Here is a 26,550-nt window from a genome sequence, read left to right as displayed (position 1 = left end):
GCCAGTTGAACATTTATAAGATGTAAATATTCAACTGGTGAGTATTATGGCTGTTCGGTCCGAGCGGTAAAATACTCCCAAACAACTTTGGCTTTTGCTTTGCCAATGGATTGTTCAATTTCTTCCAGATTCAGTTTTTTAATTTGCTCCACCGATTTAAACTCTGACAGCAGTTTTTGAGCGGTTTTCGCCCCTATCCCTTTGATATGATCCAACTCAGACTTTACAAAGTCCCTGGAGCGCTGATTACGGTGAAACGTAATACCAAAGCGGTGCGCTTCGTTACGGGCATGTTGAATTATTTTTAAGGTTTCCGAGTTTTTATCGAGATACAAAGGTACCGGATCACCGGGAAAAAATATCTCTTCCAACCGTTTTGCAATACCTATTACGGCCACTTTATCGTCTATTTCGAGTCTACGTAGAATCTTTATGGCTGCTCCCAGCTGCCCTTTACCCCCATCGATGATTACCAGGTTTGGCAAGGATTCGTTTTCATTAATTAAACGTGTATATCTACGTTCGATAATCTCCTCCATACTGGCAAAATCATCGGGGCCAACGACTGTTTTTACGTTATAATGGCGATAGTCCTTTTTGCTCGGCTTGGAATTTTTAAAAACCACACAGGCCGCCACAGGAAAGTTTCCTTGAATATTGGAGTTATCGAAACACTCAATATGCTTTGGCTGTTCCTTTAACCTTAAATCCTTTTGCATGGTGTTCAGGATGCGATCCTCACGAGTTTCTTTTTTTCGTATGGACTGCTGTTTGAGTTTTTCTAGGCGATAGTACTTTACGTTTCTTTCAGACAGTTCCAACAACTTCTTCTTCTCTCCTTTTTGAGGTATGATGAATTTTACTGTCTCGAACACAGTATCGGGTTTGATTGGAACAATAATTTCACGCGATGTACTATGCAATCTTTCCCTTATTTCTGTTATGGCCAGGGACAGAAGTTCGGGTATTGACTCATTTAATTTCTTTTTCAGTTCAATGGTATGCGCTTGAATAATGGCACCATTTACCACTTTCAGGAAATTAACATAGCCCGATTCTTCATCTTCAATAATGGAATAAACATCTACATTATTGATACTGGAACTTACTACTGTTGATTTACTCTGATAGGTATCTAACTGTTTTATTTTTTGTTTAACCTCTTCCGCTTCCTCAAACTTAAATTCCGCTGCAAATTGAAGCATCAATTCCTTTAGGTATCTAATCACAGAATTTATATTTCCACGCAATATATTTTTTATTGCCTCAATATTTTCCCTGTATTTCTCTTCCTTATATTCTCCCACACATGGTCCTTTACAATTGCCCAAATGATATTCGAGACATACCTTGTATTTACCTTCAGAAATTTTTTCCGGGGCTAAATTAAGCTTACAGTTGCGTAAAGGATAAGTAGATTTAAAAAGGTCGAGTAAGGTACGAACCATACCAACGGACGTATACGGACCAAAATAGAGGCTCCCATCCTTGATTATATGCCTAGTGGAGAATACACGGGGATAGGGTTCGTTCTTCACCACAATCCAAGGAAAGGATTTATCATCTTTTAAAAGTACATTATACCTGGGCTGATATTTTTTAATAAGGTTATTTTCGAGCAGTAAAGCATCCTCCTCCGAATTGACCACAATATGCTCAATGTTGGCAATATTTCTTATTAAAAGGGCAGTCTTACCATTGTCAGGTTTGCCCACAAAATAAGACGAAACCCTTTTTTTTAAGTTCTTGGCTTTACCTACATAGATAATTTTACCCTCCTTATTATAGTATTGGTATACGCCGGGGTTGGAAGGTAAAACCGCAATTTTTTCTTTGATGAACTCTATTTTTGGATTAATAGATTTATCCATTAGGCATATAAATTAGTAAAAGAAAAGGTATTTACATCAAACAATCCCTTATCCCCAATCTTAATTTTTGGTATCACCAATAGACTCATAAACGATAAAGTCATAAATGGTGCACCCAAAGTAGAACCCATTTTTTGGGCTTTGGTATTTAAACTTTGATATTTCTCGGCCACTTCCCTACCCGATTTGCCTGTCATTAATCCTGCTACTTCCAAAGGCAGACAATCCTTTTCTTCATTTAAAGCATACCCCATTCCTCCTTTGTGAGCGATAATTTCGTTCAGCGCATTTACAATATCCTTGTCTGATATACCAACAGCAATTAAATTATGACTATCATGAGCCACGCTGCAAGCTATGGCACCTTTTTTTAGACCTATGTTTTTAATGAATCCAACAACAGGCGGTGCAGCTTTATAGCGATTTAATACCACAATTTTAAGTATATCTTCATCTATATCGGATTCAATATAACCCGATGTATTGGTCGGAGTCCATATCAGTTCATCCGTAAACAGGTCTCCGTCCATAGCTTTTATGACCCGAATATTACAATCTTTTTTATATTCCACCTTAATCTCGTTCACTGATATTGGCGAAATATTAAAGTTATTGATAGCTTTTGAAGCAGGAACATCGAACAACAATTGCTCGTTTGCATACACCTGTTTTCCGTTTATATAAGTTTCCTGTACCTTAAAATCAGATAAGTTATCCACCACGATCAAATCCGCAGGATCACCTTCACGTAACAAACCGACCGGTAAATTATAGTGCTCCACCGGTTTTAATATGGCAGCCCGTAATAAGTCAAAAATATCAATACCCAGCGATATACCCAGGCGAATAATCTTATCGATATGCCCTTTGTGGATGAGTTCATCGGGATGGGAATCGTCGGTACAGAGCATGATATGATCGGGATGGCTTTTAAAAAGTGGAGCCAGCACATGAAAGTTTTTTGCGGCACTTCCTTCCCTAATTTGAACAGTTACTCCTTGGTCTATCTTTTGAATGGCCTCTTCCACGGACACACATTCATGGTCGGAAGTAATACCAGCATCCGTATATTTTTTCAGATCCTCGCCCATCAGTCCGGGTGCATGACCATCTATTTTCTTTCGGTATTTATGTGCCGCATCTATCTTGTTCCACACCTCTTGGTCTTTATAAATCACACCAGGGAAATTCATCATTTCCGAAAGAAACCAGATATCCTCCCGTTGCAACAACCCCTCAACTTCGTCCGATCCGATGGCTGCTCCGCTGGTTTCAAATGATGTGGCGGGTACGCACGAAGGCGCTCCAAAGAAACATTTTAAAGGCGTATTGTTGGAATCCCGGATCATATAATCCACGCCTTTTACCCCCATTACGTTGGCAATTTCGTGTGGATCCGATACCACCGCCACCGTTCCACGTGGAACAACCAACTTCGAAAATTGGCTCGGCGTCAGCATCGAACTTTCAATATGCACATGACTATCCACTAGTCCTGGCAATATATATTGACTAAATTCCTCTCCTACCTTTTCGATGTTTTCAACCTGACCATTTTTTAGTGTGATTATCCCATTAAATATTTCTCTATTTATTATATCTACGATCCTACCTTTCAAGTGCATATTTTAATATTTTTGTTCCACGTGGAACAATGTTACCTCCCCATTAAAACTAAAAGGACATTGATATCACTCGGGCTTACACCTGAAATCCTGCTAGCCTGTCCTATTGTTTTTGGATCTATTTTTGATAGTTTTTGGCGTGCTTCAGTCGAGATACTTTTTAGCTTTTCATACTCGAACCTGCCTTGTATATCCAAATTTTCTAATCTGGATAATTTATCTGCCATTAATTTTTCACGATTAATATACCCCTGATACTTAATAAATATTTCTGCAGACTCTATGATTTCCTCTCGCCTGGTTTCAGGAATATCCTCACAATGCTTTTTGAACGGTTCTATTGCCTCTATAAGTTCGAATATTTTAACTTGCGGACGAAGGAGTATATCCTTTAATTTGACCGCTTGTTTTAGAACGGATGTACCTACAGATTCCAAATATCCATTTATGAACATAGGTTTGATACTAAACTTTTCCACAAAGTCAATGATCGAATTTCTACACTTAAGTTTTTCTTCCAACAAATCGACTCTATATTTTTGGGCTAGCCCAATATCAAAACTCTTTTTTGTCAATCGTATGTCCGCATCATCCTGTCTTAATAAAATTCTATATTCCGCTCTCGAAGTAAACATACGGTATGGCTCATCCACTCCCTTTGTTACCAGGTCATCAATTAAAACACCTATGTAAGCCTCGTCTCTACCCAACACAAACTCATCTTGATTATTTAACTTAAGATGTGCGTTTATACCTGCCATCAGTCCTTGTGCTCCCGCTTCTTCATATCCCGTTGTACCATTAATTTGCCCGGCAAAATACAGATTGGATACGAGTTTTGTTTCAAGAGTGTGCTTCAATTGGGTAGGGTCAAAAAAATCATATTCAATGGCATATCCGGGACGGAATATTTTCGCGTTTTCCAATCCGGGTATATTCTTCATCGCATCTAATTGAACCTCTAGCGGCAATGAGCTACTAAATCCATTCAAATAATATTCGATTGTGGTTTCCCCTTCAGGTTCAAGATGCAATTGGTGTTTATCTTTATCGGCAAAAGTAACAATCTTGGTTTCTATACTTGGGCAATAACGAGGGCCAATACTTTGAATGGTACCGTCGTACAAAGGAGATTTATCCAAACCAGATCTTAATTCATCATGTACGACTTCATTGGTGTAGGTAAGCCAGCAACTTTTTTGCTTCAGCTTTGATTTTTCCTCCGGTAGATATGAGAATTTATAAAATGTTTCGTCCCCCCCTTGCTCCTCACACTTTGAAAAATCAATGGTTCTTCCATCTATTCTTACCGGCGTACCGGTTTTCATCCTATCCGTAACAAAACCGAAATCACTCATTTTTTTTGTCAAGCCATAAGAACTGGGTTCGCTAATTCTTCCTCCTTCCATTTGCACCTGTCCAATATGCATGAGTCCATTCAAAAAGGTACCGTTGGTAAGAATTAATGACTTACACGTAAACTCTACACCCAATTTGGTTATTACAGATTTAACACGATTACCATCGAAATTAACATCTACCACCGTATCCTGCCAAAAAGAAAGATTATCCGTTTGTTCTAAAATAGAACGCCATTGCGCAGAAAAAACCATTCTATCACATTGCGCTCTCGGGCTCCACATGGCAGGTCCCTTCGACCTATTTAATAATCTGAATTGAATCGACGACCTATCGGTAACTATCCCCGCATAACCACCCAAAGCATCAATTTCGCGCACAATTTGTCCTTTGGCAATTCCGCCAATAGCAGGATTACAGCTCATTTGGGCTATCTTGTTCATATCCATTGTTATTAACAATGTTTTAGAACCTAAATTGGCAGCAGCAGCGGCAGCCTCACTACCGGCATGTCCGGCCCCGACTACAATTATATCGTAATTAAAATCCATATCTATTTAATAAAGATGCAAAGGTACATGCATCCAAGAATTTACACTAAAAAAACAGCAAAATTATAAAATTGTTTCAAGAAGTTCTAATGCCTTGTCCTCCAGTTTATGCATTTCGGCATCTCGCTCTGGTGTATTATCCTTAAAACCCAGTAAATGAAGTATTCCGTGAATGATCACACGGTTCAATTCTTTTGTGAAAGTAGTATTGTAGTCGGTAGCATTTGAACGTACCGTATCTATGCTAATTAAAATATCGCCACTAATTACATTGCCCTCGCAATAATCGAATGTGATGATATCGGTATAATAATCGTGATTCAAGTATTCACGATTCACTTTTAAAATATATTCGTCAGAGCAAAAAAGAAAAGATATCTCCTTGGAGATACCCCTATATTTTTTAATGATAGCGTTAATCCATTTTGTTAATATCTCCGTATCCAAACGCAACTCGGATACATCTTCATAGTCGAAAGTAATCACTTACAAATTAAAGGTTAACTTAACCTTACTTCCGTCGTCTTCGAAGTCAATCTCATCAGCTAAGTGGTTCATTAAAAAAATTCCCCTTCCATGTGTTTTCTCGACATTTTCAGGTAAAGTCGGATCCGGAACTTTCGTGTAATCAAATCCATTTCCTTCATCCCTTATAACAACCTGTATATCCTTGTCCGATATCTGATACTCCAATTCTACGTTTTTAGACGAATCCAGCTTGTTGCCGTGAACAATTGCATTGTTAACACCTTCAACAACAGCCAGTAACAACTTTCCGTATACATCCGACTGTATATCGTATTGACTTGAAATATCATCGACCAATTTTTCGATCAAACTAATATTTTTGATGTCAGAACTTATAACGACTTTTTCCACAGTTAAATCCATTTATCTCTTAGTAATTTACATTTACTTTATACTATAAATTACACAAATAGTTACTCAAATGTAAATATTTTTACTTTAATAATAAAGTTCTATTTCTGCAACCATTCCAAGGGATTGATTTTTTTACTCTCCTCCCATATCTCAAAATGTAATATACCATTCTTATCATTAGTATCCGCAAAAATTTGACCGATGCTTTCATTACTTTTAACAACTTGTCCATTTTTTACATCTACCTTTGCCAGATTGGCATAAACCGTGAGATATTTACCATGGCGTATAATCACCGCTTTATTATACCCTGGGATAGCAATAACGCGGCTTACAGTGCCCTCGTAAACGCTTTTAACACTGTTTTCTTTTGAGGCTGTAATATCAATACCATTGTTCTTTACTTTTACTCCCTTTAAAACGGCGTGATTATGTTCACCAAATCGGCTTGTGACAATTCCGTGTAACACAGGCCACCTTAATTTGCCCTTGGCACTTTTAAAATTTGAAAAAGCATAATTTGAAACCGACGAGGCTTCTCGAATTAATTTTTCGATACTTGCCTGCAATTTATCGGCTGCTTTTTGTTTTGTTTCAATTTCGCGACGTAACCAATTTTCATCTTTTTTTAAATCTGCTATATATTCTTCTTTTTTTGAAACAGTAATTTTCAAGTTTTCCATCTCATTTACCAATGCGGTATAGCTCCTTTGTTTCTGTTCCAGAATTAATTCATTTTGTTTAACAATGCTATCGTGCTTCGATTTAGTATCCAATAAAGCCAGACCTTGTTTTTTACGGTAGGACGCATATTGCTTCATAAGATGAAACCTTCTGTATGCCTCTGAAAAAGATTTTGCACTGAAAACCAACATGAACTCGTTATAATTAGAACCAAGTTGCTTGTGTGCCGCCAATATCAATTTTTTATAACCGTTTCTTAAGCTTTCTATTTCCTGTTCCAATGAATGAACTACCTCCCTGTTTATTGCTATCTGCTCATTTATCGCGTCTATCTCCTTCCGGTAGGACGTAATAACCTCGTTTTGCGCATTGATTTGCGCATTAACCAACTTTAGTTCACTCAAATAACTTTTACGTGTATTTCCCTTCTTTATCAATAAATTTTTGGCATTACTGATATCCTTTTCATACTGCTCCCTTTGGTTTTTAAGAGATTCAATATTATTATTTTGCGCACAAACACAAGCAGTAAATACGAACAACAGCAGCGTAATTTTACAACTCTTTTGATTGATAACTCGCAGGTATTTTGAAATGAAGGCTACCACCATCGTTTATTTCTAAATAATTTACTTTTAAATCAACATGAAAAAACTGAGCACCTTGCACAGCTTTTATCTCAATTTTTTCAGGAAACAATATATTATCGAAAGTTTTAAAATATTTATAATCCACATTAACAGATTGATTTGATGCAAAATCCTTGATAAATACGCTAAAAATCCGATATAACTCGGGATAGATATCTATTTCGTGGACAATAATATTATTTTTACTTCTTCTGCTTAATCTTCCCAGTTTTTTGTCTTTTAACGACTTAAAAGAATAATATTTGTCGTTTACATGATGTTTATATTTTTTAAGACCATCAAAATAATCCTCCTCACTTGGATACAAAAACAAAGAATTGCTTAAAATGGCTTGCAGCGCATTAAAATCCAGATCGAGACCGTATTTTTCGTTAAAATAATTATATCCGGTTAATAAAGCGACTTTATTATGTTTGTCTAAAATAATTACTTCAGACTTTGTAAGTTTTGCTCTAACCAATTCAATACCCATTAAAGCGTATATCGAGACAATAATCTGACTATCCTTTTGAATAACAAAACTACCCTTGAAAGATTTCTTATTGTTACCGTCATTATAACTGAACTGTACCTTTTTCAAATATAATTTATCAAAATATAGCTGATTATCTTTCAGTTGATTACGTAATTTCGCATCCGTAATATTCGAAACCTCTCCCACGGTTATCTTCTCCGTAGTTTTACAACTAGTAATGAAGATAATACCTACAACAATACCTAAAATCCTATTCCTCCACATATTCCTTTAACTCAATCTTCCTTTTTAACACTTCAGACTTATTTCCCATCTCTAGCGACTTTTTCCATTGAACAATAGCTTCATTTACTTTATTATTCATGAATAAAATATCGCCATAATGTTCTACAATCACCTCACTACTATCACCCCCATTATCCATAGCTCTTTCAATGATATATTTAGCTTCGAAAAATCTACCTCTTTTAAACAACACCCAAGCATAAGTATCCAGGTACGTAGCATTACCCGATTCGAGCTCAATACACCTGGAAATCATTTTCTCGGCCTTTTCCAATTCTTTATTCTCAACCGATAAATAATAACTGTAATTATTTAAAACAACCACATTATTTTCATCAATTTTAAGCGCGTTTTCGTAGTGTTTAAAAGCTTCATTCGGTTTACCCAAACTATGTTCTACATCCCCAAGATAAGCATGGAACTGTCCTTTTAAAGCAGCATTTTCTCCGACAAACTTTAATCCGTTTAACAGTTTTTCCCTTGCATTGTGATATTCTTCTTTCTGCATAGCGCCCATAGCGTAAAAAAGATTAAACAAAGGTACCTCCGGGAATATAACTAATACTTCCCTCGCATCTTCATATAAATCGTCAAACTTAGCCAGATCTATTTCCAAGAAAAACATGTCCTGCCAGACCGAAGGATTACTTTTATCAATACTTAACGCTTTTTTATATTCAACTAATGCGGCCTTCTTCTTATTGTTGTTTTGCAGATAATTGGCATAGTAAATATAACTTCTGGCATCATCGTTATGCACATCGGTAAGCTTATTAAACAGACCTATAACCACCGTAGTATCGTTGTATTCTTTAAAATCCTTCCCCATTAACAATGGCAACAATTGCTGAAACTTAACTTCCAGGGCCAAATCTTCATCTTCTAAGGCTTTTCCAAAATAATTAAAAAAAGAAATCGTATCCGCCTGTTGTAATTTAACATTCGCCAAAGAAAAGAATCCCATACCATTACCCGCATCGACCTCTAATATTTTGTTATAACTTTGCTCCGCTTTTGAGTAGTTTTTGTTATACATGTATAAATCACCGAGAAAACCATAATATCTTGGTTCATAAGGATTTTCGTCTATCAACCTATTAATTTCTTTTAAAGCCATACCCTCTTTGCCCATCTCCAGATAAATCTTTTCCTTCTCCGTAGATATTGCTTCGTTAATGCCAATACTATTTTGCAGTTTGTTGTAGGCATCAATGGCGTTTTGAAACTGTTTATTATTTTGATACAGCTGCGCCAATATATAGGTAAATTCATCACTATCAGGGAATCTCTCCACCAGCTTTTCGTACGTTGCAATCGCTTTCGGGATTTCTTTATTCTGTTGATACAAATCGCCCAATAATATTTGATACCATTTATTGTTAGGCGATAGTCGTACAGAATTGCTTAAAAGATCCTGAGCCGCCTTGTAATTTTTGGCAGCAATGGCAATATTGGCCAATTCAAAATAACAGGTTGCACTGAGCGAATCAATTTTTAAACATTCCACAAAATAGTTTTTTGCCTTATTCAGATCCCCATTCATCTTCAGTCGCTGACCCTCGTAAAAGAAATAATCGAATTTCCGTTTGTTTTGCGCACTTAACACAGACCCTTTGGTGCTTGTAACCAGTTCTACCGTGCCCGCTTCTTTTACACTTTTACATCCAACTATACCGATAATCAGAACCAAAAGCAAGTATAAATTTCTCATCTAATTAAACTCTATTTCCGAATAAATAATACTTCTATTTTTTGCCGGTATGGCCAAAGCCACCAGCACCCCGCACCGACTGCTCCAGTTCATCCACCAAAACAAACTTAACAGATTCATGCTTCGCCACCACCATCTGGCAAATTCTTTCACCATTTTTTACCACAAAATCATCGTTTGACAGGTTCACCAGAATCACTTTTATCTCACCTCTGTAATCTGCATCAATTGTACCCGGGCTGTTTAAAACCGATATTCCATACTTATAAGCCAATCCACTACGTGGCCTAATTTGTGCTTCATATCCTTCCGGCAATTCAATAAACAAACCAGTGGGCACTAAAACACGCTGTAATGGTTTTAGAATAATATCGTCCTTTAAATTTGCTCTTAAATCAACACCGGCTGATAGTTCCGTTGCGTGCGCAGGAAGTTCGTTTGTGCTTTTATTTATTAATTTAACTTTTAATGCCATAATCTTATACCAGCTACTTTTTAAACTCTTTAAAATAAACAAGCCCTAAAAATACAATTATTAAGCCAATCCGCGTTACATAGTTTGAAATATCGTACCATAACCCGAAAGGTTTTGTGATATAACCACTTAGTACCGGGATCAAGTATACTCCTAAAACATAAATGATAGCTACCACAACCACATAATGAATTATGGTTAACCAATCGTAACGAATATCAGAATTTCTATTACCCCAGAAAATGCTTAGACCAACCATTACAGCGAAACAAACAAGACCACCAATGGCTGCACCAACATACCCTATTAATGGTATTAAAACCAAATTTAACGTTATGGTGATGATGCTTCCAACAATACCCATATAAGCACCGTAAACAGTTTTGTCTGTTACTTTATACCATACTGACAAAGTAAAATAAACACCGCTTAAAAGTTGTGCTATCAAAACAATAGGTATTACAACATTTCCCTGCTTATATTCTTCGGTTAAAACCACGTTTATGATATCCATAAAAAACGTAACGCCAAGGAAAATAAGTAGACCGAACAACGTAAAAAACTTTAAAATGGTGGCATACATTTTAGGGCTTTTGTTCTCCGCATGATTTTTAAAAAAAAAGGGTTCAAAAGCCAATCGAAACGATTGCGTAAACATGGCCATTAAAACCCCAATTTTAAAATTGGCACCATAAATAGCTAATTGTCTCAAACCTTCATCTCCACCAATGAGTTCAGGAATTAAAATTTTATCTATTTGAATATTGATCATTCCTGTTATTCCTACTATTAAAATAGGAAATGAATATTTGTACATATTCCATAGTAAATGATAATCAAATTTACCCAGACTTTTAAAAACATCCGGTAGAAGGATTACCAAAATAGAAAATGAAGCGATTAAATTAGACAATAGTACGTAAAGTGCTTGATTATCCGCAAGTGCATACCAATCAATTAACCTAAAATAATTGGAACCGTAGTTTTGCGGACACCAATACAAAAAATAAAGGTTAAAAGAGATAAGTATAATGACATTTAACAGTTTTAAAAGACCAAAGCGTACACTTTTACCTTCGTACCGTATTTTAGCGAAAATAAGAGCAGATATAGCATCTATAATAACAATTAATGCCACAATAACCACTAACTGACTTGGCACACCATTATTAAACCAAACACTAAAATTATCTTTAAATATCCATACGATAAGCAGGAAAAGCAGACTTGTTGACGTAACACTGCTGATCGCCGTAGTAAAAACACCGGAATAATTTTTACTTTTGGCAAAACGGAAAAAACTGGTTTCAAAACCATACGTTAAAATTACCAGCAAAATTGCGATATACCCATACATTTGGGTAACTATACCATATTGCACACCGTCCATAGTACGAATATAATATGGCATCAATAACCAATTTAGTAAACGCACTAATATGGTACTTCCTCCATAAATAACCGTATCGCCGGCCAGTGTTTTAAACTTTCCCAAATTTTTCGGATTTTAAAACAGTGAATACTGTTCCTTATTAAAAGAATCTTTACCCAAATGACTATATGCCAGTGCAGTTGCCATCCGCCCTCGAGGTGTACGCTTTATAAATCCTTCCTTAATCAGGAAAGGTTCATATACTTCTTCTATGGTGCCTCCGTCTTCGCCAATGGCTGTGGCAATGGTACTGATTCCTACAGGGCCTCCCTGAAATTTATCGATCAGCGTGTTTAATATCTTATGGTCCATTTCGTCCAATCCGTGCTGGTCAATATTAAGTGCCTCCAACGAAAACTTAGAAATGTTAATATCGATATCACCATTGCCTTTTACCTGTGCAAAATCCCTTACTCTCCTTAATAAAGCATTTGCAATACGAGGTGTTCCCCTGCTCCTTCCCGATATTTCAATACAAGCTTCTTTGCTAATACTGGTATCCAAAATACCTGAAGATCGGTTTATAATACCAGCCAATACTTTATTATCATAATATTCTAAATGGCAATTAATGCCAAAACGGGCTCTTAGCGGACTGGTTAGTAAACCGCTTCTGGTTGTGGCACCTACCAACGTAAAAGGGTTCAAATCTATTTGAATACTTCTCGCTCCAGGACCTTTGTCTATTAATATATCTATTCTGTAATCTTCCATCGCAGAATAAAGATACTCCTCCACAACAGGACTTAAACGATGTATCTCATCAATGAAAAGAACATCGTTAGTTTCTAAATTTGTAAGTATTCCGGCCAAGTCACCGGGTTTATCCAATACAGGACCACTGGTAAGCTTAAAACCCACCCCTAACTCGTTAGCTATTATATTTGAAAGCGTTGTTTTGCCCAGACCAGGAGGGCCATGCAACAATACATGATCCAGGGCTTCTTCCCGCATCGAAGCTGCCTGGACAAAAATTTTAAGATTTTCAACTATTTTATCCTGACCTTTAAAATCTTTAAAACTTAAAGGCCGTAACTTATTATCAACCTCTTTTTCAATATTTTGGTAACCTTCTTCGCGTATATCAAAGTTATCTTCCATCCATCTAATTAATAATTCCCAATTTCTTAATCAAGGTCATAAATAAATCCAGTTCAAATGGCTTTGACATATATTCGTTCATTCCATGTGCCAAACATTTTTCCCTATCCGCATCGAACGTATTGGCGGTTAAACCAATAATAGGCGTTGAATATGACATGCGCTTTTCATACTTTCGAATTTCAGTTGTAGCCTGTAATCCATCCATAACGGGCATCATTAAATCCATAATGACCAAATCGTACTTACCCCTTTTAATCATATCCAGAGCCTCTTTCCCATTATTGGCGATATCTATTTTATATCCAAACTTAGATAAATTTAAAAAAATAAGCTTTTGATTTAAAATATTATCCTCTACCAATAATACAGCCAATGAACTAGAATTTTCCATTTAACACAAATATTGAAGTCTAGTTACAAAAAAAGTAAAATATTACCACAATTTTAAACAATTCATCAAATTAAAGATTTAATTTATTAGAAATATCCAACATTCTTTCAATAGGTTTAACTGCTTTAATTCTAATACTTTCTTCCACGTTAATGGTAGGCCACTCATATTTAAGTGCATTGTAAAGTTTATCCATGGTGTTTAAACGCATAAATTCGCAGTCGTTACAGGCACAAGTGGAATCATTAGGCGGGGCAGGAATAAAAGTCTTATTTGGGCTTTTTAACTTCATCTGATGAATAATTCCGGATTCCGTGGCCACGATAAATTTTTGACTTTCGCTGGTTGCTGAATATTTTAAAAGCGCAGCGGTAGAACCAATTTGGTCCGCAACCATCAGCAACTGCTTTTTACACTCCGGATGCGCCAATATTTCGGCATCTGAATTCTCCTCTTTGATCTCCAGTATTTTTTCCAGAGAAAATTTTTCGTGTACATGACAGGCGCCATCCCATAATATCATTTCCCTGCCTGTAATACTGTTGATATAATTGCCCAGGTTTCTGTCAGGACCAAAAATTAATTTTTCGTCCGCCGGAAAACTATCTATAATAGCTTTTGCATTTGTACTTGTAACCACTATGTCCGATAATGCTTTTATTTCCGCCGAAGTATTTACATAGGTTACCACCTTGTAATCCGGATACAGCTTAATAAATTCAGCGAAAGCATCCGGTGGACAACTATCTGCCAAACTACATCCGGCATTTAAATCCGGTACAATAACCGTTCTTTCCGGAGCCAATATTTTGGCACTTTCTCCCATAAAATGAACGCCCGCTACTATAATAATATCCGCGTCCGTTTTAGCTGCAAACTGAGCCAAAGCCAAGCTGTCCCCAACAAAATCGGCTATATCCTGTATCCTATCCTCCTGATAAAAGTGTGCCATTAGCACGGCATTTTTTTTCTTTTTAAGTTTTAAAAATGCATCTTCTAAATTCTCAATACCCTTAACAGATTCGTCAACGAATCCCTTTTTCAACCAATTTTCTTTTAATTCCATTATTATGTTTAAATAAAGAGAGATTTCTAAATTATATGATGATGATAATATCCTGTTAAAACAGTTTATAAAATTGTAAAAAAATCCTTGCTTTAATATTAATTCAACATTTGTTAGTCGGTTATTCATATTTCATTAACAATTGAAAAACGTGCTTAGTTATTAAAAAACAAAACATTAATATATCTTTTCAACAAGTTGTTAATAATGAACAAATTTAATAAGATTATCCGTTGAAAACATAAAAGAGCTGTTAAAATACTGTTTGAAATACATGTTTAAATTATAGCTTTAATACTTGACTCAATCATTCAAACGGTGACTTATACAAAAATGAAATAATTGCAAATTTATTTTCTGAATTTTGTTAATTCTGGTTTCACAACTTATTAACATGAAATTAAGAGTTATTCACATGATATGAATTTATCCTGGTAATACGGGAAAATCGCTTTTAAAAGGTAATTCTCACCAAAACAGGAATTGCAACACAAATAAATCCGTGAATAACCTGAAATACCTACTGCGAAGCATTTAGCATATGCAATGTTAACGGCAATATACCTAGTAGGATATGCCTGTTTGTGTTAAAAATATAGCTCTTTTTACGACAGGCAACTAACTTGGACTAACCCGGACAGTGATACCATAAATATTTTACAGGATCGTCTGGTTTGATTTGCACAAGTTAGATATATTGCCAATTAGATGTTCAAGTTTCTTTCTATCTTTGAACAAAAAAAATGAATTATACTACTGTAGGTATAGCTTCGGATCATGCTGGTTATGAACTTAAGGAGTTACTAAAGTTATTTTTGTCTGAAAAAGGTATTCAATGTGTTGATTTTGGTACGGACTCAAACGAGAGTTGCGATTATGCAGACTTTGCCCACCCTTTAGCAACAGCTGTTGAAAACAAGGAGGTAGAGATAGGTATCTCGGTGTGCGGCAGTGGAAACGGGATAAATATGACTGTTAATAAACATGTTGGTATCCGTGCCGGGTTATGCTGGAATAAGCAAATATCGAAACTGGCAAGAGCTCATAATAATGCTAATATATGCTCTCTACCGGCGAGGTTTATTACTGTGGATGAAGCGAAGGATATTGTCAATGCTTTTTTGGAGTCGGAATTTGAAGGTGGAAGACATGAGCGTAGGATTAAAAAAATACCATGTTAATATAATATTGCCGTGAGTAGGAAAGCTAAGCAATTTTTAAAAAAGTCGGACGAAGTAGCCTTTGATTTACAGCATCGCAGCAAAATAAAATTTAATATATCCAGATACGATGAGGCTGTAGATAAAGGTGAAAAGAGATATGCTAATATTGAGTTGGCAAGGTTGAGGGCCGCCCAAATAAAAAGAAATGTTTTAGCTAAGCTACCTGATTATTTATTACAGTTCGAAAAAAATGCCATTGATAATGGTTGCACGGTATGGTGGGCTAAGGATGCAGAGGAGGCTATACATTATGTAATAGAAATTCTGAAGGAAAGTAACTGCAAGTTGGTGGTTAAAAGCAAATCCATGACCACCGAAGAAATTGAATTTAACAGTGGTGTTGAAAGTATGGGCGTAAAATCGGTTGAAACAGATTTGGGTGAATATATAGTTCAAATAGCCGGGGAAAAACCTTACCATATTGTTACCCCTGCCATGCATAAATCAAAGGAAGATATTGCGGCCTTGTTTCATGAAAAGTTTAATACCCCGGAAAACAGTACCCCTGAATACCTGACCAACTATGTTAGAGAAAACTTACGAGAGAATTTTCAGGATGCTGAGGTGGGAGTAACGGGAGCTAACTTTTTAATTGCCGACAAAGGTGCGGTAGCTGTTACCGAGAACGAAGGTAACGCAATCATGTCGGCTTCCTTTCCTAAGGTACATATTGCCATATCGGGTATTGAAAAAGTGATTCCTTCCAATAAAGATTTAGGTTTGTATTGGCCATTATTGGCTGCTCACGGAACGGGGCAGCAAATGACGGTTTATAACAGTATTTATTCGGGACCTAAGAAGGAATGGGAAACAGATGGTCCGGAAAAAATGTATGTGATTTTATTGGACAATGGCAGGACAGATTTGTATGCAAATAAAATGGAGGCAGAATCGCTTGCTTGTATTCGATGCGGTGCATGTTTAAATGCTTGTCCTATTTATAAAAATGTGGGAGGACATGCATATAACGCTACTTATAGCGGTCCGATTGGCAGTATAATAACACCACATTTCAAGGATTTCAAAGATTTTAAACACTTGAGTTTCGCTTGTTCGCTATGTGGTAGGTGCGAGGAAGTATGTCCCGTAAAAATACCGTTGCCAAAACTATTGTTGTATAATCGTAAAGAATCCGTTGAACTAAATTTGCCAGGCTTGTCGGAAAACTTATCTACCAATACTATGTCTTACGTCATGTCGTCCAGGGCTTATTTAGATATGCTACCTGGGTCCATCAAAAATTTTGGTAAAAGGGTATTGCAGAAAAAGCTTATCGGTAACAGCAGGAAACTGCCCGATTTGGCCAGCAAATCCTTCAGTTCGCAATGGAAGAACATTAGAACCTAACTTAAACTAAATTAAGGTTAACTAGCATGGATCAAATGAATTTGGTTCTGTTATAGTTTAATGTATTATATAATTATTGGTTCTTTCTTTTGTGTAGGGAAGCATGCTATTGTCCTCACAGGCCGCAAAAATTGATGAATACATGTTTATCAAATTTCACTTATCTCTTCTTTTGCCTAATACTCTAAAACGGAGTTTGACCTATAATACGGCAACAGTTTGAGCTGATTTCTATTAGGCTAACTTGGTATTTATTTGTTAGCACTTTTTTGCCGGAATATTAACAGTAAGTTACAATAAGTTATTTGTGTTTTAGCATATTTGTGTAATTTAGCATTTGTAAATCTTTTATTATGCTATCTAATACATGTAAGTACGCAGTACGTTCGGTAATATACCTGGCCTTGAACCAGGAGGACGGTAAGAAAATCGGGATTAAACAAATTTCGAAAGACCTGGATATACCCACACCTTTTTTGGGTAAAATTCTTCAAACGCTGGCCAAACAAAAAATGTTATTGTCCAATAAAGGCCCTCATGGCGGATTTTCGTTGGCGCTTGAGGCAAAAGAAATCACCTTATTGGATATCGTTACTATCATTGACGGATTAGATGTATTTGAGAATTGTTTGATTGGTATGAATACCTGTAAATCGGCACATGAAAACAATCGCCCTTGTCCGGTTCACGATCAGTTTTGTGAGGCACGTAGCCAGATGTACCAGCTTTTTAAAAATGAAACAATAGGAGATATTACGGAACGTATTGGAAGCAAGGAAGATTATTATTTACTGTAAGCTTTTTTGAAAAGCATTAACTTGTAAATAAACGGATAGTTTCTTAACGAAAAATATAAGATACTTCCTGAAATAACTCCGATGGTATTAAAAACAGCGTCGTAAAAGTTACCGCTTCTGTTGTTTGTAAATAATAACTGTATAAACTCTATTAAAACTCCTAAAATAATAGTGTCCAGTACAATCCATCTTTTTCTGATGGGTTTTACGCTTTTGTGGTTTTCAATAAAAAAAACAAAACTTAGGGACAAATACATGGAGAAATGTGCGAATTTGTCAAAATGATTAAATAGGGGTACATTATTAGGTACGATATTACCAACGTTCATGATACTGAGAAAAAAAATAGTCAGAAATAATAAAATACTCCTCCAAAAATTTTTTAAAATAATCATATTCAGTTTTTTGTAATTTAATGGTTTCAGTTTTTATGATTCATTTGAGTATGATAGTCATCAACAAATGTACCATATTAAAGTATTAAACAAATGTTTCACGTGAAACGTTCATGTTAATTTTTTTTAAACCATAGCATCAATCAACAGTTACAGTATAAAACAATTTATTAATGGCTGGAATTTATATCCATATTCCCTTTTGTATTCAAAAATGCGGCTACTGCGATTTTTATAGCCTTGTCCGTTTAACGGATAAATCAGACTTTGTATCCGCGTTGTGCAAGGAAATCAGAGAAAGAAAAAACGAATTAAATGGGGAAGCCATACAGACCATTTATTTTGGTGGAGGGACGCCTAGTTTACTTCAAAAAAAAGATTTTGAAAAAATAATAAATACGCTTTCTATCAATTACGATTTATCCAAACTGGAAGAGTTTACCGTTGAAGTAAATCCAGACGATATTAACAAGGAATATGTAGAGGATTTAAGTGAACTTGGTTTTAATCGCTTGAGTTTGGGCGTGCAGAGCTTTAATGACAGGATACTTGCCTTTATGAACCGCAGACATAATGCCGAGGAAGCGGTTCAGGCGGTTCAGTTGTCCCAAAATTCCGGGTTCGACAATATTAGTATAGATTTGATTTATGGTATACCCGATATGTCTGCCGAAGAATGGGAAAACAGTATTGACAAATCATTAAGTCTTCATGTTCAGCACATCTCTGCTTATCATCTTACTTTTGAACCTGGTACGGTGTTTTATAAAAAATTGAAAAAAAATAGAATCAAAGAAGTAGATGATAAAATAAGTGCCGAACAATATTCTAAATTAATTCATAAACTGGAAAAAGGTGGTTTTCAGGATTACGAAATTTCCAATTTTTGCAAACCCGGCTTTGAATCGAAACATAATTCGAGCTATTGGAGCGGTAGCAGTTATTTAGGATTTGGGCCTTCGGCACATTCTTATTCAGGTACTACCAGAAGATGGAATATATCAGACTTAAAGGAATATATTGGGCGGGTACAAAATGATGAAATCTGTTACGAAGAGGAAACATTATCGGAAAAAGATATATATAACGAAACAATAATGCTTGGTTTACGAACAAACAAAGGGGTTGATTTAAATTCAATATATAAAATGAATACCCGGTTTGTGGATCTTTTTAAAGAAACAAAGTCGAAAAATATAATTTTAAAAAATACGTTTGAACAAGATGGTTATTTAAAGATGTGCAAGGATAAAAAAATATTGACGGATCGGATTATTTCGGATTTTTTTATGGCTTAATGTATAGGTGAATGAAGTTGTTTTTTAATATATTGTTGTTACTTGTTTTACCATTCAACAGTTTTTCGCAAAAGCCAAAAATTATTGAATGTGATGAGTTTTATAAAAGGATATCTTCGACAGAAGATATCGCAATTTTTGATATCAGGGTATTGGGGGAATACCGGCAAAATAGAATTAAAGATGCGCTCTGGGCAGGAACCAAGGACAGTTTACATTCTTTTTTGGGTGATTTGAAAAAAGAAACATCTATCTTTTTGTACTGTGATATCGGAAAAAGAAGTAAGGATTGCTCTAAATTGCTGGTTCTATTAGGATATAAAAAAGTATTCGAGCTCAAGGGCGGAATAAAAGAATGGAAAAAGAATGGTTACCCAATGGATAATTCCGTGATAAAAGACTGAAATAAATGAGCACAAACAAAAAATACACTACAGGATTAATTATATCGTGGTTGTCTATCGTTTTAAATATTATACTTTTTGGAATTAAATTTTGGGTGGGTATCTTATATAATTCGGTGGCGTTAATAGCCGATGCATGGCATACATTAACCGACTCAATTTCCTCTTTTGCGGTTCTGATTGGTATTAAAGTGTCCCTGAAACCCGCCGACGAAGATCATCCGTTTGGACATGGAAGGGCCGAACTCATTGCCACCATATTTGTAGGTATTCTGTTGGCCATTGTTGGCGCAAATTTTACGTACGAATCCATTTTAAAGCTAACTTCCCACGAATCGGTAGAATACGGTAAATGGGCAATTATTGTGACTGTGGTTTCTATAATTGTGAAAGAAATAATGGCGCAATATTCAATCATTTTTGGTAAAAAGACGGCTTCAACTTCGCTGATTGCAGATGGGTGGCACCATAGAAGCGATGCAATTTCGAGCATTGTTATCCTGACGGGTATTTTTGTAGGAAAATATTTTTGGTGGATGGACGGGGTGCTCGGGCTGATTGTTTCCTTAATGATTTTTTATACGACGTATAAAATTTTGAAAGAGGCAATGTCGCTATTTTTGGGTGAAAGAATTGAAGAAGAACTGAAAGAGAAGATTCAAAAGATAGGGTTCGATTCCTTTATGAAGGACCTGGATCCGCATCATTTTTTAATACACAAATACGGTCATCACTCCGAACTCACGTTCCATATTTCGTTACCGGGAAACATGAGTTTAACAGAAGCACACAGAATTGCCACAAAATATGAAAATGAAGTAAAGAAAAAGTTTAAAATTGGTGTCACTATCCATATCGATTCTTTGGATTAGCAGTAATTTTAAAGCATTGTTGTTTTGTATTTTAAAACGAGAATTGTCCGTATCCCTTTATCCAATAAATGCATTAAAGCTTTTGGTAATCATCAACAAATTAGGGTTTATTATCAAGTATTAAGGGCTTCACGTGTAAATTAAGGTGTTTGTGCTTTTTAACCGTGTATATTTAGTGCAAATAGTTTATAATGAAGTTGATTTATATCATTCTATTCTTCGTGTTGATCCTTTTTACCGGTTGTAATCGGAAGGGTAAAAATGTATCCGTAACCACCATGAAATTTAATTGTCGGTATACAAATGATACGATGGCAATAAATCAGCCTTATTTTGACACTTTACAGGTTTTTATAGATAAATCGAATCCGGATTTAATTAGTTTTAAAGGAACTATCTTTAGCAAGGAATGTGCAGATCATATTAATTCGAAAGGATATAGTTTTATGCCTTTGAATACAGGCCAGGATTCTAACTTAAACTTGGTTTCACCGGTTGCTTTTAAAAATACCTCTTTTGAGTTTTTGGCTTCATCCTTTAGTATGTATGATGATGATACCTTGAAGCGAGGTGAAAATGTGATTTCATGGTATCAGTTAAAAAACAAGAGTTCAGGTCATATTTTTTACCTGTTTAGTCTTGAACTACAGAAGGATTTGAACACCTACCAATCAGAATTAATTGGCTTTGATTTATTGAAAAAGATTGATAAGATAAGTGCGGGTGTTCCGGTGATACTACTTGGTGATTTTGGTAATAATAATATCATCATCAAAAACTTATTGACAGATAATTGGAAAAATACCTATCCCTTAAGCGAGGTGAAAACCCTTAACGACGGTTCTGATTTTCTGGTAAATGATTTCTTGAAAATTAAAGGTTCTTCAAGCAGAAGAACCAATGATTCAATAGTAAATAATGTGGTGATTAATTTTATGGTTAACACAGATAGGATTTCCAGAAATACTACTGGAGAGAGTTTACCGGAATAAGTTGAAAGATACACTTTTTAAGGAGTTTCTATTTCAATCTTATACCCATTGTGTTTTCGTATATTAATTACGTTATAATTATCCAGTATTAGATACTGTCCTTTTATTCCGGTTAAGGTGCCCTCTACCTTTTCTGATTTATCAAAACTTAAACTACTAATTTTAGTAGGAAATTGCTCCACAGGAAAATCGATTTCTGTTACGGTATTGTCGGCAATGCAATATTGTTTTAGTTCTTTTGGTAAATAGTTGCAGGCTTTTTCTTTTTCGAATAACAAGTCTGTCTCTTGCGTTTTTCCTTTTAGCATAGCTTGCCAGTTTGTTTTATCAGCGTAATATTGCATCAAAAACTTTTCGATGGTACCGGCAATATGGCGGTTGGGGGTCTCGGCTAAAATAATGGCTTTGGATGCGCCTTGATCTATCCATCGCGTCGGTATTTGTGTTTTGCGGGTGATACCAACCTTTAAATTGGAGGATACAGCCAAATATACCACGTGGGGTGTTAGACAGTGATTATTGGCCCATTCCTGGTCTCGTGATATACCTAAATGTGCTTTGCACGTATCGGGATGCAGAATACACTCACTGGCCTCGGGGGCTTCCATAAAACACTTATAGCAAAATCCTTGTCCGAACGATTTCTGGGTTTTTTTACCGCAGGCTATACAATTGATTTGATGCAAATAGGTTAAAACAATCTTTTGGTTGATAAATTCATTTAACGCAACAAGTTCATCTCCCACAGGTAAAGCATATTCAACTTTCTCAGCTAAGTTGCTTTTCATTTTAATTATATTGCCTTGATGTTTCATTTAATTTGGTTTATTGGTCAATAGTAATTGCTTTTTGTAAGTAGTAACCCACTAATGACCAGTGACTATTGCACTATTGACTAATAGATGGATGTGCATCCACCAGTTTATACAATTTATCCGATCTCCTGATCTTTTCTTCTATTGGAATGGAAAACCTGTCGCCTTTAACGGTTTCTTCCACGGGATTTAAATCAACCCTTATTTCGGGTACTATCATTTTTACTACGCCCGTTGTTGGGCCTGTAATCAGAATTTCATCACCTACTTTCAGGTTTTGCGTTTCCATCAGAAATTCGGCTACGCCAATTTTCGGGAAATAGTTGGTGCCTTTACCTATATATATTTTACGTTTCGAAGCCCTGTTTCCATAATTATGACTCCACTCTCCCAGCTTTTGTCCCAGATAATAACCATCCCAAAATCCGCGGTTGAAAACTGTTTCGAGTTCTTTGTTCCAGCCATCGATTTTATCCTGATCAAAACTTCCATCCAGGATGGCATTTAAAGCCTCATTATATGCTTTTACAACGGTATGTACATATTCGGGACCTCTTGCCCTACCCTCAATTTTAAACACGCGAACCCCGGCATCTACCATCTTATTTAAAAAGTGGATGGTCTTTAAATCTTTGGGCGACATGATGTATTCATTGTCTACTTCCAGCTCCTGTCCTGTTTCCTTGTCGGTAACAATATAACTTCTTCTGCAAGTTTGCAGGCAAGCACCTCTATTTGCTGAGGAAGTGGTGTTGTGCAGGCTCAAATAGCACTTTCCCGAAACAGCCATGCAGAGCGCCCCGTGACTGAACATTTCAATTTGAATCAATTCGCCTTTGGGACCTTTAATTTGTTGCAGCTGTATTTCGCGATAAATTTGGGCTACCTGGTCTAAATCAAGTTCACGCGCCAATACCACTACATCTGCATACCGGGCATAAAATTTCAACGCCTCCGTATTCGAAATATTAAGTTGGGTGCTCAAGTGCACCTCTACCCCTATTTCTCGTGCAAAGGAAATAGCGGAAACATCTGAGGCAATAACGGCAGAAATATTAGCTTCTTTTGCTGCCAGAATAACTTTACGCATCAAGTTCAAATCCCGATCGTATAGAACAGTATTCACCGTGAGATATGTTTTCACCTGGTGTTCTTGTGCTATTTTAACAATCTCGTGCAAGTCGTCTACCGTAAAGTTGTTCGATGACCGGGAACGCATATTCAATCCCTCAATGCCAAAATATACCGAATTGGCTCCTCCCTGAATGGCGGCCCTTAGCGATTCGTACGAACCTACCGGTGCCATTATTTCAAATTCTTCTCTATTCATTGTAACCATACCTGTTAAGCGAAAGCAAAAGTACTCAATTTATGTGGAATTAGGTTTTTGAATCTTTTTTTGTTATTATCAAACTAAACAGTATGTAAATGGTTCATATACTGAGACAGCAAAATTATGCTTTTCAGTTCTTTTTTAATGTGATTCATTTTACTTCCTTTGCGTATTATTTAAATCTTACTTTTCTTAAAAATGAGAATTGGATTCGATGCCAAAAGGGCTTTTTTTAACACCAGCGGTTTAGGCAATTATAGCCGAAACCTGATCAGTAATTTGAGTAAATTTGCGCCTGAAAACGAGTACGTTTTATTTAAAAATCAGGATAAGAAGGGTATAGATTTTACATTTGGAAGTAATACGAGAGTGATAACTCCTCAATCAGGCTTTTATAAAAGATTTCATTCCCTTTGGAGAACATATGGAAAATCAAGTGATATTAGCAAAAATAAAATAGATGTTTATCATGGTTTAAGCCACGAACTTCCGGTTGGAATAAAAAAAGCAAATGTCAAATCGGTGGTTACGATGCACGATGTCATTTTTTTGCGATTTCCCGAATTATTTTCACCGTCATATAGATATATATTCACAAATAAATACAAGCACGCCTGTCAAAATGCGGATGATATTGTTGCTATTAGTGAACAGTCTAAGATGGATGTCATCAAGTATTTTAATGTGGCCGAAGAAAAAATTAAAGTGGTTTATCAGGGTTGTAATCCCATTTATTACGATCAGGTATCCACTCCGTATAAGGAAAAAATGATAACCAAGTATAATTTGCCCAAGCAATTTATACTTTATGTGGGTACTATTGAAAAACGAAAAAATGCGCTTGGAATTATTGAAGCCTTGCATGATGGCAATTTAGATTTACCATTAATTATTATTGGTAGGCCAACCGATTATAAAAAAGAAATTGAAGCCTATATTTCTAAAAACAATATACAATCACAAGTCACGTTTTTACATGGAGTACCTACCCGAGATTTACCTGCTTTATATCAGTTATCTTTGGCGTTTGTCTATCCCAGCCTTTTCGAGGGATTTGGGATTCCAATTCTGGAAGCTTTAAACTCAGGAACACCAGTAATCACTTCAAAAGGAAGTTGTTTTCCCGAGGTTGGAGGAAATGGTGCGCAATATGTGGAGTATGGAAATAAGGAAGAGATGATTGAAGTTTTAAAAAAGGTGGCAAGCTCAGTGGATTTAAGAAAAGAAATGATTAGCAAGGGATACAACCAGGCTCTAAAGTTTAGAGAAGATAAGTTGGTTGCGGATATGATTCGTGTTTATAAAAAACTTTTATAAGATTGTGATGTCACAAAAAGAAAATAAAATAGCCATCATTCCTTTAAGAGCGGGTTCTAAGGGAATAGTCAATAAAAACAGGAAAAAGATATTCGGACGTCCTTTGTTTGCATGGGTGCTAACTGAGGCTATTCAAAGTAAACTGGATCAAGTGTATGTATTTACCGATGATACGGTAATAAAATCATACATAGAAAAAGAATATACCTGGACAAACAAGGTTACTGTGGTGGAGCGGAGTGCCGAAAGTGCCTCGGATACAGCTTCTACCGAGGCTGGTATGGTGGAGCTGGCCGAGAAGCTGGACTATCAATTCAGTCATTACTTTTTGTTGCAGGCAACCTCTCCCCTTACAACGGCTGCCGATATCGACAAATGCATCGATACCTTAAAAAAAGAGGGTGTTGATTCTGTTTTGACGGCGGTGAAAACACATCGTTTTATCTGGAACAGTAAAGGGGAAAGTTTAAACTACGATTACCTGAACCGTCCGCGACGACAGGATTTTGAAGGTTTGATCATCGAAAACGGAGCAGTGTATGGTTGTACTGCGGAAACTTTTAAAAATACCAACAACCGCCTGGGAGGAAATATTCAGGTGGTTGAAATGGAAGAAGACACCCTGACAGAGATTGATGAACCGGCCGACCTGATCATTATTGAACAATTATTAAAAAAGCGGCTTTTACAAAGTAAAAAACCACTGGGTAGTATTAGATATCTGGTGTTGGATGTGGATGGTGTTTTTACCGATGCAACCGTATCATATACTCAGGATGGCGAATTTTCCAAAAACTTTAGCTTCGTGGACGGAATGGGGCTTGAAGTGTTAAGGGATAATAGCATTGAACCCATCATTATGACCTCGGAGAACAGTGATTTGGTAAAGAAACGTATGGAAAAGCTCCAGATTAAGCGTTGTTATCTGGGTGTAAAAGACAAGTACGCCTTATTGAATAGTATTTTGCCCGAGCTAGGGGTGCTACGAAACCAAATCGCTTACCTGGGAGACGATATCAACGATTTATCGAATATATTATCGGTAGGCTGGGGCGCTTGTCCCATAAATGCGACCGGGCAAGTGGCCAACAATGCGGATATTAAACTATCGGCCAATGGCGGCAAGGGGGCTATCCGCGAGTTGGTGGAGTTTTTAATAAGTTTTAATAAAAGAATATAAAAATACAAGCATATAG

Annotated in this window: 25 protein-coding genes; 9 read left to right on the top strand and 16 right to left on the bottom strand. The window is 36.2% G+C overall.

The window, feature by feature from the left end; genetic code table 11:
- Positions 1 to 44 precede the first annotated feature (44 nt).
- From uvrC to nadA, 13 genes are all read right to left on the bottom strand, one after another.
- The gene (gene uvrC, locus ACRD64_RS06415) at positions 45 to 1,871 is read right to left on the bottom strand and encodes an excinuclease ABC subunit UvrC (RefSeq protein ID WP_430932423.1); all 1,827 of its coding nucleotides are present in this window, start codon (positions 1,869 to 1,871) and stop codon (positions 45 to 47) included.
- Positions 1,871 to 3,496 (bottom strand): adenine deaminase, encoded by a 1,626-nt coding sequence (ade, locus tag ACRD64_RS06410; protein WP_430932421.1) that lies wholly within the window; start codon positions 3,494 to 3,496, stop codon positions 1,871 to 1,873. The genes uvrC and ade overlap by 1 nt, the downstream gene beginning before the upstream one ends.
- A gap of 32 nt (positions 3,497 to 3,528) precedes the next feature.
- Positions 3,529 to 5,406, bottom strand: coding sequence for a tRNA uridine-5-carboxymethylaminomethyl(34) synthesis enzyme MnmG (gene mnmG / locus ACRD64_RS06405; protein WP_430932419.1), 1,878 nt, complete (start codon positions 5,404 to 5,406; stop codon positions 3,529 to 3,531).
- Between the two features lie 63 nt (positions 5,407 to 5,469).
- A complete protein-coding gene (gene ybeY / locus ACRD64_RS06400; RefSeq protein WP_430932418.1) occupies positions 5,470 to 5,892 on the bottom strand; it encodes an rRNA maturation RNase YbeY in 423 nt (140 codons plus the stop codon).
- On the bottom strand, positions 5,893 to 6,297 hold the full coding sequence (locus ACRD64_RS06395; RefSeq protein ID WP_430932417.1) for an ATP-binding protein: 405 nt from the start codon (positions 6,295 to 6,297) through the stop codon (positions 5,893 to 5,895).
- A gap of 89 nt (positions 6,298 to 6,386) precedes the next feature.
- Positions 6,387 to 7,514 carry a murein hydrolase activator EnvC family protein gene (locus tag ACRD64_RS06390; RefSeq protein ID WP_430932415.1) on the bottom strand — a complete coding sequence of 376 codons (1,128 nt, stop codon included), beginning with the start codon at positions 7,512 to 7,514 and terminating at the stop codon, positions 6,387 to 6,389.
- Positions 7,515 to 7,527: 13 nt separating this feature from the next.
- Positions 7,528 to 8,361, bottom strand: a complete 834-nt coding sequence (locus tag ACRD64_RS06385) for a DUF4292 domain-containing protein (protein ID WP_430932413.1) — start codon at positions 8,359 to 8,361, stop codon at positions 7,528 to 7,530.
- Positions 8,348 to 10,093 (bottom strand): tetratricopeptide repeat protein, encoded by a 1,746-nt coding sequence (locus ACRD64_RS06380; RefSeq protein WP_430932411.1) that lies wholly within the window; start codon positions 10,091 to 10,093, stop codon positions 8,348 to 8,350. Before ACRD64_RS06380 ends, ACRD64_RS06385 begins: the two co-directional genes overlap by 14 nt.
- Before the next feature lie 34 nt (positions 10,094 to 10,127).
- The gene (gene dut / locus ACRD64_RS06375; protein ID WP_430932409.1) at positions 10,128 to 10,568 is read right to left on the bottom strand and encodes a dUTP diphosphatase; all 441 of its coding nucleotides are present in this window, start codon (positions 10,566 to 10,568) and stop codon (positions 10,128 to 10,130) included.
- A 13-nt stretch (positions 10,569 to 10,581) separates the two neighbouring features.
- Entirely contained in the window at positions 10,582 to 12,063 is a 1,482-nt protein-coding gene (locus tag ACRD64_RS06370) for a lipopolysaccharide biosynthesis protein (RefSeq protein ID WP_430932407.1), read from the bottom strand.
- A gap of 12 nt (positions 12,064 to 12,075) precedes the next feature.
- Positions 12,076 to 13,101, bottom strand: a complete 1,026-nt coding sequence (gene ruvB, locus ACRD64_RS06365) for a Holliday junction branch migration DNA helicase RuvB (protein WP_430932405.1) — start codon at positions 13,099 to 13,101, stop codon at positions 12,076 to 12,078.
- A 4-nt stretch (positions 13,102 to 13,105) separates the two neighbouring features.
- Positions 13,106 to 13,495 (bottom strand): response regulator, encoded by a 390-nt coding sequence (locus ACRD64_RS06360; RefSeq protein ID WP_430932403.1) that lies wholly within the window; start codon positions 13,493 to 13,495, stop codon positions 13,106 to 13,108.
- 70 nt (positions 13,496 to 13,565) lie between these two features.
- A complete protein-coding gene (gene nadA / locus ACRD64_RS06355; RefSeq protein ID WP_430932401.1) occupies positions 13,566 to 14,561 on the bottom strand; it encodes a quinolinate synthase NadA in 996 nt (331 codons plus the stop codon).
- A 743-nt stretch (positions 14,562 to 15,304) separates the two neighbouring features.
- Between nadA and rpiB the strand changes: the two genes are divergently transcribed.
- The 3 genes from rpiB (at position 15,305) to ACRD64_RS06340 (ending at position 17,928) form a co-directional block, all read left to right on the top strand.
- Positions 15,305 to 15,742: a ribose 5-phosphate isomerase B gene (gene rpiB / locus ACRD64_RS06350; RefSeq protein ID WP_430932399.1), complete on the top strand. Its 438-nt coding sequence runs from the start codon at positions 15,305 to 15,307 to the stop codon at positions 15,740 to 15,742.
- Positions 15,743 to 15,754: 12 nt separating this feature from the next.
- A complete protein-coding gene (locus ACRD64_RS06345; protein ID WP_430932398.1) occupies positions 15,755 to 17,131 on the top strand; it encodes a lactate utilization protein B in 1,377 nt (458 codons plus the stop codon).
- A gap of 353 nt (positions 17,132 to 17,484) precedes the next feature.
- A complete protein-coding gene (locus ACRD64_RS06340; RefSeq protein WP_430932396.1) occupies positions 17,485 to 17,928 on the top strand; it encodes an RrF2 family transcriptional regulator in 444 nt (147 codons plus the stop codon).
- Here the strand turns inward: ACRD64_RS06340 and ACRD64_RS06335 are convergent.
- Complete coding sequence (locus ACRD64_RS06335) at positions 17,916 to 18,323, bottom strand: VanZ family protein (RefSeq protein WP_430932394.1); 408 nt, start codon at positions 18,321 to 18,323, stop codon at positions 17,916 to 17,918. The genes ACRD64_RS06340 and ACRD64_RS06335 overlap by 13 nt on opposite strands.
- A 173-nt stretch (positions 18,324 to 18,496) precedes the next feature.
- Here ACRD64_RS06335 and hemW point away from each other — a divergent pair, with 173 nt between their 5' ends.
- The 4 genes from hemW to ACRD64_RS06315 all read left to right on the top strand — a co-directional run bounded on the left by hemW (position 18,497) and on the right by ACRD64_RS06315 (position 21,889).
- A complete protein-coding gene (hemW, locus tag ACRD64_RS06330) occupies positions 18,497 to 19,621 on the top strand; it encodes a radical SAM family heme chaperone HemW (protein ID WP_430932392.1) in 1,125 nt (374 codons plus the stop codon).
- Positions 19,622 to 19,632: 11 nt separating this feature from the next.
- The gene (locus tag ACRD64_RS06325; RefSeq protein WP_430932391.1) at positions 19,633 to 20,025 is read left to right on the top strand and encodes a rhodanese-like domain-containing protein; all 393 of its coding nucleotides are present in this window, start codon (positions 19,633 to 19,635) and stop codon (positions 20,023 to 20,025) included.
- Between the two features lie 5 nt (positions 20,026 to 20,030).
- Positions 20,031 to 20,897 (top strand): cation diffusion facilitator family transporter, encoded by an 867-nt coding sequence (locus tag ACRD64_RS06320; protein ID WP_430932389.1) that lies wholly within the window; start codon positions 20,031 to 20,033, stop codon positions 20,895 to 20,897.
- Positions 20,898 to 21,208: 311 nt separating this feature from the next.
- Positions 21,209 to 21,889 carry a hypothetical protein gene (locus tag ACRD64_RS06315; protein ID WP_430932388.1) on the top strand — a complete coding sequence of 227 codons (681 nt, stop codon included), beginning with the start codon at positions 21,209 to 21,211 and terminating at the stop codon, positions 21,887 to 21,889.
- Positions 21,890 to 21,906: 17 nt separating this feature from the next.
- Here ACRD64_RS06315 and ACRD64_RS06310 read toward each other — a convergent pair whose 3' ends face one another.
- Together ACRD64_RS06310 and ACRD64_RS06305 are read right to left on the bottom strand one after the other, a co-directional pair.
- Positions 21,907 to 22,704, bottom strand: coding sequence for a DUF2797 domain-containing protein (locus tag ACRD64_RS06310; RefSeq protein WP_430932387.1), 798 nt, complete (start codon positions 22,702 to 22,704; stop codon positions 21,907 to 21,909).
- Between the two features lie 73 nt (positions 22,705 to 22,777).
- Complete coding sequence (locus ACRD64_RS06305) at positions 22,778 to 24,034, bottom strand: peptidase U32 family protein (RefSeq protein WP_430932386.1); 1,257 nt, start codon at positions 24,032 to 24,034, stop codon at positions 22,778 to 22,780.
- Positions 24,035 to 24,235: 201 nt separating this feature from the next.
- Here ACRD64_RS06305 and ACRD64_RS06300 point away from each other — a divergent pair, with 201 nt between their 5' ends.
- The gene (locus tag ACRD64_RS06300; RefSeq protein WP_430932385.1) at positions 24,236 to 25,354 is read left to right on the top strand and encodes a glycosyltransferase family 4 protein; all 1,119 of its coding nucleotides are present in this window, start codon (positions 24,236 to 24,238) and stop codon (positions 25,352 to 25,354) included.
- A gap of 7 nt (positions 25,355 to 25,361) precedes the next feature.
- Complete coding sequence (locus ACRD64_RS06295; protein ID WP_430932384.1) at positions 25,362 to 26,534, top strand: cytidylyltransferase domain-containing protein; 1,173 nt, start codon at positions 25,362 to 25,364, stop codon at positions 26,532 to 26,534.
- The last annotated feature ends 16 nt before the right edge of the window (positions 26,535 to 26,550 follow it).

This window comes from Saccharicrinis sp. 156, from assembly GCF_050589685.1.
Lineage (GTDB): Bacteria > Bacteroidota > Bacteroidia > Bacteroidales > Marinilabiliaceae > Saccharicrinis.
This window is presented reverse-complemented; position numbering and strand designations above follow the sequence as displayed.

Excerpts from the sequence above, each read along its gene's own strand:
- uvrC (WP_430932423.1), bottom strand. The coding sequence starts at position 1,871 with ATGGATAAATCTATTAATCCAAAAATAGAGTTCATCAAAGAAAAAATT.
- ade (WP_430932421.1), bottom strand. The coding sequence starts at position 3,496 with ATGCACTTGAAAGGTAGGATCGTAGATATAATAAATAGAGAAATATTT.
- mnmG (WP_430932419.1), bottom strand. The coding sequence starts at position 5,406 with ATGGATTTTAATTACGATATAATTGTAGTCGGGGCCGGACATGCCGGT.
- ACRD64_RS06395 (WP_430932417.1), bottom strand. The coding sequence starts at position 6,297 with ATGGATTTAACTGTGGAAAAAGTCGTTATAAGTTCTGACATCAAAAAT.
- ACRD64_RS06385 (WP_430932413.1), bottom strand. The coding sequence starts at position 8,361 with ATGTGGAGGAATAGGATTTTAGGTATTGTTGTAGGTATTATCTTCATT.
- ACRD64_RS06380 (WP_430932411.1), bottom strand. The coding sequence starts at position 10,093 with ATGAGAAATTTATACTTGCTTTTGGTTCTGATTATCGGTATAGTTGGA.
- dut (WP_430932409.1), bottom strand. The coding sequence starts at position 10,568 with ATGGCATTAAAAGTTAAATTAATAAATAAAAGCACAAACGAACTTCCT.
- ruvB (WP_430932405.1), bottom strand. The coding sequence starts at position 13,101 with ATGGAAGATAACTTTGATATACGCGAAGAAGGTTACCAAAATATTGAA.
- ACRD64_RS06360 (WP_430932403.1), bottom strand. The coding sequence starts at position 13,495 with ATGGAAAATTCTAGTTCATTGGCTGTATTATTGGTAGAGGATAATATT.
- nadA (WP_430932401.1), bottom strand. The coding sequence starts at position 14,561 with ATGGAATTAAAAGAAAATTGGTTGAAAAAGGGATTCGTTGACGAATCT.
- rpiB (WP_430932399.1), top strand. The coding sequence starts at position 15,305 with ATGAATTATACTACTGTAGGTATAGCTTCGGATCATGCTGGTTATGAA.
- ACRD64_RS06340 (WP_430932396.1), top strand. The coding sequence starts at position 17,485 with ATGCTATCTAATACATGTAAGTACGCAGTACGTTCGGTAATATACCTG.
- ACRD64_RS06335 (WP_430932394.1), bottom strand. The coding sequence starts at position 18,323 with ATGATTATTTTAAAAAATTTTTGGAGGAGTATTTTATTATTTCTGACT.
- hemW (WP_430932392.1), top strand. The coding sequence starts at position 18,497 with ATGGCTGGAATTTATATCCATATTCCCTTTTGTATTCAAAAATGCGGC.
- ACRD64_RS06325 (WP_430932391.1), top strand. The coding sequence starts at position 19,633 with ATGAAGTTGTTTTTTAATATATTGTTGTTACTTGTTTTACCATTCAAC.
- ACRD64_RS06320 (WP_430932389.1), top strand. The coding sequence starts at position 20,031 with ATGAGCACAAACAAAAAATACACTACAGGATTAATTATATCGTGGTTG.
- ACRD64_RS06315 (WP_430932388.1), top strand. The coding sequence starts at position 21,209 with ATGGCAATAAATCAGCCTTATTTTGACACTTTACAGGTTTTTATAGAT.
- ACRD64_RS06310 (WP_430932387.1), bottom strand. The coding sequence starts at position 22,704 with ATGAAACATCAAGGCAATATAATTAAAATGAAAAGCAACTTAGCTGAG.
- ACRD64_RS06305 (WP_430932386.1), bottom strand. The coding sequence starts at position 24,034 with ATGAATAGAGAAGAATTTGAAATAATGGCACCGGTAGGTTCGTACGAA.
- ACRD64_RS06300 (WP_430932385.1), top strand. The coding sequence starts at position 24,236 with ATGAGAATTGGATTCGATGCCAAAAGGGCTTTTTTTAACACCAGCGGT.
- ACRD64_RS06295 (WP_430932384.1), top strand. The coding sequence starts at position 25,362 with ATGTCACAAAAAGAAAATAAAATAGCCATCATTCCTTTAAGAGCGGGT.